The 10643-nt window shown below is 40.1% G+C and carries 8 protein-coding genes; 3 read left to right on the top strand and 5 right to left on the bottom strand.

Annotated features, from left to right (window positions below; genetic code table 11):
• Positions 1-54 precede the first annotated feature (54 nt).
• The 4 genes from ACSLUO_RS14810 to ACSLUO_RS14825 are packed head-to-tail and all read right to left on the bottom strand — an operon-like array spanning position 55 to position 7491.
• Positions 55-1548, bottom strand: a complete 1494-nt coding sequence (locus ACSLUO_RS14810) for a DUF1501 domain-containing protein (RefSeq protein ID WP_448249623.1) — start codon at positions 1546-1548, stop codon at positions 55-57.
• Between the two features lie 15 nt (positions 1549-1563).
• Positions 1564-4830, bottom strand: coding sequence for a DUF1553 domain-containing protein (locus tag ACSLUO_RS14815; protein ID WP_448249625.1), 3267 nt, complete (start codon positions 4828-4830; stop codon positions 1564-1566).
• A gap of 4 nt (positions 4831-4834) precedes the next feature.
• Positions 4835-6031, bottom strand: coding sequence for an NHL repeat-containing protein (locus ACSLUO_RS14820; protein ID WP_448249626.1), 1197 nt, complete (start codon positions 6029-6031; stop codon positions 4835-4837).
• An 11-nt stretch (positions 6032-6042) separates the two neighbouring features.
• A complete protein-coding gene (locus tag ACSLUO_RS14825; RefSeq protein ID WP_448249628.1) occupies positions 6043-7491 on the bottom strand; it encodes a c-type cytochrome domain-containing protein in 1449 nt (482 codons plus the stop codon).
• 145 nt (positions 7492-7636) lie between these two features.
• Between ACSLUO_RS14825 and ACSLUO_RS14830 the strand changes: the two genes are divergently transcribed.
• The 3 genes from ACSLUO_RS14830 (at position 7637) to ACSLUO_RS14840 (ending at position 9518) form a co-directional block, all read left to right on the top strand.
• Positions 7637-8311: a GDSL-type esterase/lipase family protein gene (locus ACSLUO_RS14830; RefSeq protein ID WP_448249630.1), complete on the top strand. Its 675-nt coding sequence runs from the start codon at positions 7637-7639 to the stop codon at positions 8309-8311.
• 135 nt (positions 8312-8446) lie between these two features.
• On the top strand, positions 8447-9268 hold the full coding sequence (gene aroE, locus ACSLUO_RS14835; RefSeq protein WP_448249631.1) for a shikimate dehydrogenase: 822 nt from the start codon (positions 8447-8449) through the stop codon (positions 9266-9268).
• A 22-nt stretch (positions 9269-9290) separates the two neighbouring features.
• Positions 9291-9518 carry a hypothetical protein gene (locus ACSLUO_RS14840; RefSeq protein ID WP_448249633.1) on the top strand — a complete coding sequence of 76 codons (228 nt, stop codon included), beginning with the start codon at positions 9291-9293 and terminating at the stop codon, positions 9516-9518.
• Positions 9519-9528: 10 nt separating this feature from the next.
• On the opposite strand, the gene ACSLUO_RS14845 is transcribed toward ACSLUO_RS14840, so the two are convergent.
• A complete protein-coding gene (locus tag ACSLUO_RS14845) occupies positions 9529-10071 on the bottom strand; it encodes a gamma carbonic anhydrase family protein (RefSeq protein WP_448249635.1) in 543 nt (180 codons plus the stop codon).
• Positions 10072-10643: the final 572 nt, after the last annotated feature.

Consider the following 10643-nt stretch of genomic DNA (forward strand, 5'->3'; position numbering starts at 1 on the left):
TTCAAAAAAAGCAATTAAGTCACAAGGCTTGAACTGTTTTAATACTAGCTTTTGTTAAGCCAAAATACCTTTGACGACCTTACCGTGAACATCTGTTAATCTGAATCGGCGACCTTGATATTTAAAGGTCAGCTTTTCATGATCAACCCCCATTAAGTGCATAATAGTTGCGTGTAAGTCATGTATATGAACCGGGTCTTTTATCACGTTATAAGCATAGTCATCGGTTTCACCATAACTTAAACCAGTTTTAACGCCACCACCAGCCATCCACATGGTAAAAGCATTGGGGTGGTGGTCGCGACCGTATTTTTCTTCGGTAAACTTACCTTGACAATAACTGGTTCGGCCAAATTCTCCGCCCCAAACCACTAAGGTGTCATCCAATAAACCGCGCTGTTTTAAGTCAGTAACTAATGCCGCTGATGCTTGGTCGGTATCTTTACACATTTGCTTGATGCCGCCCGGTAAATAATTATGGTGATCCCAACCGCGATGAAATAATTGTGTGAACTTAACATTTCGCTCAGCTAATCGACGAGCCAATAAACAGTTGGCGGCATAAGTGCCTGGTGTGCGAGAGTCAGGGCCGTACATATCAAAAACCCAATCAGGCTCATCAGAAAAATCAGTTACATCGGGTACTGAGGTTTGCATGCGCTGCGCCATTTCATATTGAGCAATGCGAGAGTGAATTTCATCGTCCATGGTTTTAGCATGCTGAATGCCGTGTAATTTGGTTAAGTAACTTAGCATTTCACGGCGGTCGTAGCGGCTTAAGCCATTAGGGTTATTAACAAATAATACCGGTTCTTTACCTGCTCTAAAACGTACACCTTGATGTACTGAAGGTAAAAAGCCATTACCCCAAAGCCGAGCAAATACCGGTTGCCCCTTGGTTTGATTGGTTAATAACACAATAAAGGAGGGTAAGTTGTTATTGTTGCTGCCTAAGCCATAACTTAACCATGCACCTAAACTTGGGCGACCCGCAATAGGGAAGCCGGTTAACATAAAGGTCGCGGCAGGGTCGTGATTAATTGCATCGGTTTGTACTGATTTGATAAAACATAAATCATCAACCACGTTAGCGGTATGTGGTAATAATTCACTCACCCAAGCACCACATTCACCGTGTTGTTTAAAATCAAAAACAGATTTAACCAACGGCAGCGAAGTTTGCTGGGCGGTCATGGTGGTAAGTTGCGTTTCACCACGTACTTCACTTGGTATTTCTTTACCGTGCATTTTGTTGAGCATGGGTTTGTGATCAAACAATTCCATTTGTGATGGACCGCCACTTTGGAATAAATAGATCATGCGCTTAGCTTTTGCTGGGAAATGCGGCTGCCCCATAACACCATTTAAACTGGTGTCTGGCTGTACGATATTGTTATCGGGTAAGATTATTTTACTATCGTCGGCCAAACTTAAACCAGGGATAGCGGCTAAGCTGGCGGCAGAGCCAGCCATTGACGCGCCTTTAAGAAAGCTGCGGCGGCTCAGTTGCTTTTGTAATTCTGCGATGGCGTTATTAAATTGAGTCATATTAGTTCTCCAGCATTAGCGCTTAATTACGGTCGCGTCATGATTAATAATTAAATTGGCAACAGCGCTTAACGCCGCCACTAGGGTTTTGTTTAATGACGGTGACAATGGTTTTTCACCAATCGCTAAAAAGGCATCAGCGTCGTCAGGATTGTTTGCGTATTTTTCGACAAACTTTTCGTACATTTCTGACATCACCTGCAGTTCGTTTTTATCAGGGAATTGACTGGTTAATGAACGGTAGATATTCGTTAATTGCTGTTGATTATCTTGTGTTTGCATCAGTACTTTTTCGGCCAAAACTCGGCCTGCTTCAACAAACTGCGGATCATTCATCATGGTTAGTGCTTGCAATGGTGTATTGGTCGCTTGTCGAGTACCCACGGTATAAGTACGTGTTGGTGTGTCGAAATTATGCATGCTGGGCGGTGGCGCATTACGCTTCCAAACGGTATACATACTTCGGCGATATAAATCATCACCAGTACTTTGCTGATATTTAGCGCGGTTCATTTGCCACAAACCTTTTGGTTGATAAGGGTAAACACTTTTTCCGCCGACTTTATTGACTAATAAACCACTGGCGGCTAATACGTTGTCACGTAACATTTCAGCGGTTAAGCGGCCGCTTGGCCCACGAGCATAAAAAATATTTTCAGGATCTTTTTCTTTTAGTGCTTCGCTAGTAATTGAGCTTTGACGGTACGTTGCTGTCATCGCGATGGTTTTTATTATGTGTTTAATATCCCAGCCAGAATCAATAAATTCTCGGCTTAACCAATCAAGAGCGTCAGGGTGGGTAGGTAATTTTCCTTGGCTACCAAAATCTTCAGGCGTGCGAACAATACCGGTGCCCATTAACATCATCCAATAACGATTACTAACAACGCGAGCCATTAATGGATGATTAGGATCCGTGAGCCATTTGGCTAAACCAATGCGATTTTTAGGCAGCGATTCATCAAACGGGAAAATGCTTTCTACTACGCCGGGTTCTACCGGTTCGCCATGATTCGAATATAAACCACGGTCAAGCACATAAGCTTGGCGAGGTTTACCCGTTAATTCTTGCATGATCATCATTTCTTGCACAGGTTCAGTTAACGTATTTTGCTCGTTACGTGCCGCGGTTAATTCAGCAAAGCTTTCTTTATATGCAGCGTTGTAACGTTTGTTATAAAAGTCTTTTAAGTGCTGTGCATCGTCAATTTTGGCGAGAGTGTAGGTTCTACCAAAAGCGTGCTCTGCATTGGCTTTTACTTCCACTTGGCTTAAATCGCGCGACCAAATTTTTAAATCATCCACTAAAGCATTCGCTGCACCACGGTCACGCCAGCGCGCACCCACTTTTAAGCCAGTAACTAAACCTAAGTTGTCATCACCAGGGTGGCGAATATCTTTATATAGGTTATCGCGTTCAACCGACATTGGTACTAATTCACCATCTAGGTAAAAATTAACACCGCTGGCTTTTGATGAACCGTCGTAAGTCATGGTGACATGTTGCCATTGCGCTTTAGTAATAGGCGACTTTGAACGTAGGGTAATAGCATTGTATGGATAGTTATGCGCCAGACGCACTAGCCAATGGCTTTCTTCAATACTGACATCAAAACCTTTATAGGTATACAAGGTGGAAGAAAGGTTAAAATGAAATAATGCGGCTTCTTTTAACTCGTCTGGTAATTTCGTTTTTAATGAAACGGTAAAAGGTGTAGCACGGTTAAAATGATTTTCATCAGGGAAAAACAAGGCGTCATCACCGTTCAGCAGAAAACTCTGATTATTTTCATCAAGTATATTTACTAAATCATCACCGGTTTTTTCGTTTTTACTACTAGAAAACAATACACGGCCTGATTTGTTGTTATCAATCGCACTGGCTATCTTGTTAGTATCATCCTTTGTTGTAAATGGATAATGCGCCACAAGGGCATCACGGGCTAATAAATCAACCGCGGCTCTTTGTTTTTGCCAAGCAGCAAAAGCAGCATCACTATTACTGACTATGCTAACGACGTTTGCTTCACGGTCGCTAATTTTTTGTTGGATACTTTTTATTGCTGTTTGCTGACGATCCGTCGGTAATAACATGGTCGGAACCGGCATATCTTTGGCATCCCAAGATATTTGTCCGGTTTCATCTATGTTATTAAACATCGCGAAGGTTTGATAATAACCTTTGGTTGGAATGTCATCGTATTTATGGTCGTGGCATTGGGCACAATGTAAGGTTAAACCTAATAAACCTGTGCCAACTGATTGCACACGGTCTTTGACATATTCAACGCGAAACTCTTCTAAAACAATACCGCCTTCATTATTTTGGGTATGCATACGGTTAAATGCGGTGGCCAGTTTTTGCTCTTGGGTTGCGTTTGGTAATAAATCACCGGCTAACTGCCAAGTAACAAATTTGTCGAACGGCATATTTTCATCGAATTTCTCAATAACCCAGTCACGGTAAGGTGAAACATCTCGAAATGGGTCGGTAGCATAGCCGTGGGTGTCGGCATAACGAGCAACATCTAGCCATTCAGTGGCAACACGTTCAGCGTATGCGGTGGTTGAGAGTAAGCGATCAATTACTTTTTCGTAGGCGTTATCGCTATCATCAGCTAAAAAATTGTCTATTTCAACGAGGGTTGGTGGTAAGCCGGTGAGATCAAAAGTAACACGGCGTATTAATGTCTCTTTATCGGCTGCTTGATTAGGCGAAAGGTTATTATCTTCCAGTTTTTTTAAAACAAAGTGGTCAAGTGCATTTACCGGCCATGCTTTGTTGTTAACTTCAGGGATAGACTTTTTCTCAGGTTTGATAAAAGACCAATGCTGTTTATATTGTGCGCCTTGCTTGATCCACTTTTTAATCATCGCTTTTTGACGATCAGATAATGTCAGGTTAGATTTTGGCGGCGGCATTATCATGCTTGGATCTGTTGAAGTGATACGCTGTAACGCTTCACTTTTATCAGGCTCACCGGGCACAATGGCATGATTACCTGATTCCAATACATGTGTAGTTGCCAGTTCAAAGGTATTTAAACTTAATCCGGCTTTCGCATTGGTCACGTCAGGTCCATGACATAAAAAACAAGTATCTGACAATATCGGTTTGATATGAAAATTATAATCAACCACTTCAGGTAAATTATACTGGGCAGTATCAGCATCTATGTCGGCATTATCGTTACAAGCGGTTAATCCTAATGACGTGATGCCCACGGCGAGTAAAGAAAAGGCCTTGGTAATTTTTTGAGGTAGTATTGTTAGCTGCAACATATGATTAAACTCGCTCTAACTTAATAGGATAGGTTTGATTAGAATTCCATTGGCCGACATATAAATTCTCATCATCGTCTACACATACGCCATGGCAATGATTGAATACATCCCATGTGGTATGCATATTTTGTAATTCCCCATTTTTATACATAGGCTCAGTACCACCGGGGTTAGAAACTACTTTGTTGTTTTTATCTAAGATGGTAATAAAGCCTGAATTGGCTTGTCGTTTACCGTCAACAACTGACCAACACACTGGGATATAGGCGTAATCGCCTTTATAAATAGGACCACCAACAAAAGCACCCGGGGTTTTAATGGTGCTACGGTAGGTGCCATTCATCTCAAACAGTTTTAATTCGTTAGCAGCGCGTGAGCTGATCACTAAATGTGGATCGCTCGGATTACGAGTATCAATTCCAACGCCATGGGTGTTACTCAGGTTGTAATTAGCGTCTTGATTTTTTCTGCCGCCCCAATGACGGATATATTGGCCGTTGTGATTATATTGAATAACGCGATCAGAGCCGTAACCATCGGTCACATATAAATCACCGTTGGCTGCAATGGCAATATCGGTAGGGCGAAACGGCTCTTCTGGTTGATAGATACCAATTGTGCGCGGATGACCAATGGTATAAACCAATTTACCGTCGAGGGTTAATTTACTAATAAAGCCTTGTTGCGGGATCACTTTATTGTATGGAGACTTCCAATTGCTGACGGTTTTCCCATCCCAGTGACGGTTTAATACCCAACCGCAATCAACGATATAAATAAAATCTTCACCGTTTTCGTGATTAATTTTTATTGAGTGGGCACCAGGATATTGCGTCCCCCAAACATCTAATAATTTGCCATCTTTGTTATAAACAATGAAATTATTCTTATCACTGTCGGTCACCATAATAATCCGACCTTTGGAATCAAAAGCTAAGCCGTGACAGTTTTCTACCGGCACTTTATTCGGGTCTAAATCTCCCCACAGGTAATTAACTTTATATTTAAAGTCACCGTGTCCGACAATTTTACCGTGCGCGTTACGTGCAGCTTGCGGTAAAGGTTTTGCTGGTGGTTTATGCGCCATCGCGGTTGAGCTAAAGCCTGACAACAGCACAGTACTTAGCGCTGTACCCTGTTTGATAAATTGACGTTTACTGGTATTAACGCCGGTGTTATTTTTATTGTCGATAGTCATGATTTAGCCCGTTATGATTTTTTCTTGCTGGTGTTGTTTTTATTATCTTGTTTTTGAGCAAGGGCGGTTTTTGTTGCTGCTTGAAAGTCAGCCAGCTTATTCGATAAACCGAAGATGTTTATTTCAGGTTTAAGTGCCACCAGCTCAGTTACAGCGGCTTTACTGATTTGCGTTTGGCCAATGTATAATTGTTTTAATGCAGGCATTTGGCTAAAGCTTGTGGTTGCCTTATCAGAGACTGGTGTGCCAAATAAATTCAAATATTGTAACTTAGTTAAGTTTGTCAGCAGGTTAACCCCTTCATCATTGACTGGGGTTTTATCTAAACGTAGTTTTAATATATTACTTAAGCTAGCAAGTTGAGTGATTTGCTCTGTACTGATTTGTGAATTGATTAAATTTAAATAGGCAATATAGTCTTTCGCTTTCACTAAAGCTGAGATCGCTTGATCGGTAATCGCGGTCAAATTTGACGAATAATCGACATCAAGGTAGTTAATATCTTTTGCGATAGTTTTAACTAAAAAACCTTGCTGTTGTAACGCGATAATTATTTGCTCAGGAATAGCGGAGTTTTTTGCTAGTGGCCAAGCATTATCTGCCGCCATTAAACCTAAATATTGCGCTAATGCTTTTTTATCTACTTGAGCAAGCTCAGCTGTTTGCACCTTACCCGAGAGCGGCGCACCGGTTTTTAACCACCAAGCGATGGTTTTTATTTGGCTTGAGGTTAATGGCGTTTTACCTTCAGCGGGCATAAATTTTTTATCATGCTCATCAAGGGTTATGCGTTTATACAACTCGCTTTGCTCAATATTGCCGGCGCCTAAAGTGCTGCCGGTTTTCCCGCCTTGTTGGATACCGGCGATATTCGCTAAATTTAACTTACCTTTGGCTTTAGCATCATTATGGCAACTGACACAATTGGCTTTAAAAATCGGCTGAATAATATCTAGGTAAACATCGGCTTGTTCAATGGCGGTGATTGTTGGACGCGGGCCTTGATGGGGTTCAAAACCCGCTAAGGTGCGAACAAAGTTGGGTGCATGTTCAACTAAATAGGTTTCACCATGGGTCATATTGGCGCCGTAATGTCCGGTGGTAAACAATAATGCTAATTGCACACTGGCTAAGCTGGTAATAATGACTTTATTAGTATTTTTTATGAAAGAAAATAACAGCGTACAGAGAACCGCCAAGGTCGCAACCGAGATGCCAAACAACTTATGGATAAAAACAGCATCTTCATTGTAACCACCACCAAGGGATAACATATAACCTAAAATACAGGCGGCGATGGCGGAAACCGCGCCCCAAAACCAAATTATGTTGAGCGTTTTAGCTCGTTCACGTTTCATTAAGGCAGCGTGGATTTCCATTAATGCGGCCAATAATAAAATGCCGATAGGCAAGTGTAAGACCAGTACGTGAAAACGGCCAAAAAATTGAATTAGATCCATTGGAAGCTTAAAAGTTAATCAAAGTATATTCATATACTAATACATAATTCATATCCGTGTAAATGGTTGTTTATTTATTGTTAACAATTTTGTGTTGGTGTATTGTGTTCATCCCAATGATTTAAGGTGAGCAAGTGACTTTAGTATGTTGAAAAAAGGTGATGGTTTAATTGCTGCTCCTAGGCAGGTCAATTTTGATTGGATGTCAATACAAGACTGGTTTGATATTTTCCATCGTCACCAAAAAATCACGAAAGAAGATAATGTGGATGTTTTGTTTTTGGGTGATTCATTGACAGAAAACTGGGATGTTACTGTCGTAGCAAAATACTTTGCCGATTATTCGTTAGCTAATTTTGGTATTGGCGGCGATCATACCGGTAATCTTTTATGGCGATTACAGAATATGTCATACGAGAAGTTTTCACCAAAATTGATAGTACTTCAAATCGGCGTCAATAATATTGGTCATTTAAATGAAGACACCGAAGTGATTGTTCAAGGAATAAATAAAGTACTGCAAGCTTGTTTGCACTATATGCCTACAAGCAAAGTTTTATTGTACGGGCTTTTTCCTTTTGAGCAGCTTGCTAAACATATTAATCGTCAGGTTGTTATTGAAGTAAATCAGAAAATTGAAAAGTTTGCTGATAATGAGCAAGTATTTTACCAAGATGATGGGGCACTATTTTTAAGTAATGACGGCACTATATCAACCGAAATCATGCCCGACTTTTTACATCCATCGGCCAAAGGCTATGAGATCTGGGCACAATCACTGAGCCAAGTCATAAAGCGTCTTTTACCATCAAGGAGCTAAGATGTGTTTTAATTTATCAGGAGATGTATTTATCTATTAATGGTGGTTTCTGTTTAGCCTTTGTGCTTACAACTTGTAATTCGTGTTAAAAAAAAGTTTAATACAGCCAATTTTCTCTCACCAATCGGTTTTATCATGGATAAATACGTCGTTTTTGGCAATCCTATCAGTCATTCTAAATCTCCTTTAATCCATGGTTTGTTAGCAGAGCAAACCAAACAAGATATTGAATACACCTATATAGAAGCTGATCTTGATAAATTTACGCAAGCGGTTTACGACTTTCGAGATAGTGGTGGTAAAGGGTGTAATGTTACTTCGCCTTTTAAAGAAGAAGCCTTTGCTTTAGCTGATCACAAAACAGAAGGAGCGCTTCTTGCTGAAGCAGCGAATACCTTAACCTTCCATGATGACGGTACTATTAGTGCAGAAACAACTGACGGTGCCGGTTTTTTGTTAGATTTAAAAAATAACCAAGCACCATTAACAGGTAAGCGAATTTTATTGATTGGTGCTGGCGGTGCCGCAAGAGGGGTGATCAAACCTTTATTAGATACGCAACCGGCTTTATTATCGATTTGTAATCGTACCATTTCAAAAGCAGAGCAATTGGTGGCGCGTTTTAGTGAATATGGCTCACTTGATGCGATTAGTGCTGAGCAGTTAGCCACGTTATCACAACCTTATGACCTGATTATTAATTCCACTTCGGCCAGCTTACACAATCAATTACCACCTGTGCCGGCACAAATTTTCAAGGGTTGTACATTTGTTTATGATATGGCGTATGCTAATGAACCGACTATTTTCATTAATTGGGCAAAAGAGCAAGGTGCAACAACTGTGATTGATGGTTTAGGGATGTTAGTTGGTCAGGCGGCAGAGAGCTTTGAAATTTGGCGCAAGGTTAAAACAGATATCCCTCCTATATTAGCGGCTGTCCGTAAAACTTTATAGTAAATGAAATAACGAAATAGCTATGAATCAAGCGATCTTATTAAACAGCGATTTAACCTTTGATGAAAGTAAATCACTTTGGACGCTATCAGGGTTTTATCAAAGCCAAGGGATTGTAATTTATATCTCTGAAGCGAAATTAGCACGAGATACCTTTATTTCATCTGATCTATTATTTGATCTAGAAGCAGATATTGAAGACTGGCTCGAGGTCAACGAGCCAGACGAAAATAATGAAATTTGGCTATAAATTGCTAAATTTACAGCTCCGATAAATATTCATCTTTTAATTCAACATAGTTAATTGCCGACTGTTTAAGGAAGGCAGCTTCACTATCTTTCAGTAAACGGGCTTTTTTCATCGGATTGCCCATATACAAATAGCCACTTTCTAAACGCTTATTTGGTGGCACCAAAGTACCAGCACCAATAAAAACATCATCTTCAACAACAACGCCATCCATTATTGTTGCTCCCATACCCACTAAAATACGATCACCTAATTGGCAACCATGCAACATACACTGATGGCCAACAGTAACATCGTCACCAATAATAAGAGGAAAGCCTTCAGGGTTTTGCTCACTAAAACGGGTAACGTGTAAAATAGTGCCGTCTTGAATATTGGTTCGATTACCAATGCGAATAACATTAACATCACCTCGGCCAGCAACTAATGGCCAAATACTAGAGTCATCACCAACTTCAATATCACCAATTAAAACAGCAGATTCATCTACATAGGTGTTTTGACCAATTTTAGGACTAATATTTTTAAACGAACGAATATTTGAATAGGGCATAATGTTCAACTCATAGCTAAAGTTAATTAATATTAGCAAAATAAAAAACTTATTTGGCAATAAATATCCATATTCTTTTGCAAGAAAGTGAAATGTTTAAAAAGTAACTTTAGCGATATTAAGCTAATAAATAGACAAACTGCTGATTAATAACCCAATAAAACCGTGGCTTGTACGAAAACCAAGCAGTCAGTAAATTAATTGCAAATAAGTGTTGACCCCAGCCTAAAAATCTCTAAAATGCGCTCCACTTCTTCGGGACAAGCCCAAGAGGTCGTTTTGAACAGTTAAGTTGTCTGAATAAGGGATTTAACTGAGAGATAAGTTTAGAAAACGTTTTGAAAGGTTGATAAAAAATTCTTTCAAAAAAGATTCAAAAACTTGTTGACAACAAAACTGAGTTGCGTAGAATGCGCATCTCGCTTCGGGCAAGGCTTTCAAGTCGGTCGAAGCAACAAGTTAAACGAATGCGATTTAACTTGAGTTATCTGATAAAGATAACGTTCTTTAACAATTAGTTATCATGCAATTTGTGTGGGCACTCACATTAAATGCTAATTCATAGTCCTTCG

The sequence above is a fragment of the Thalassotalea agariperforans genome (assembly GCF_053470345.1).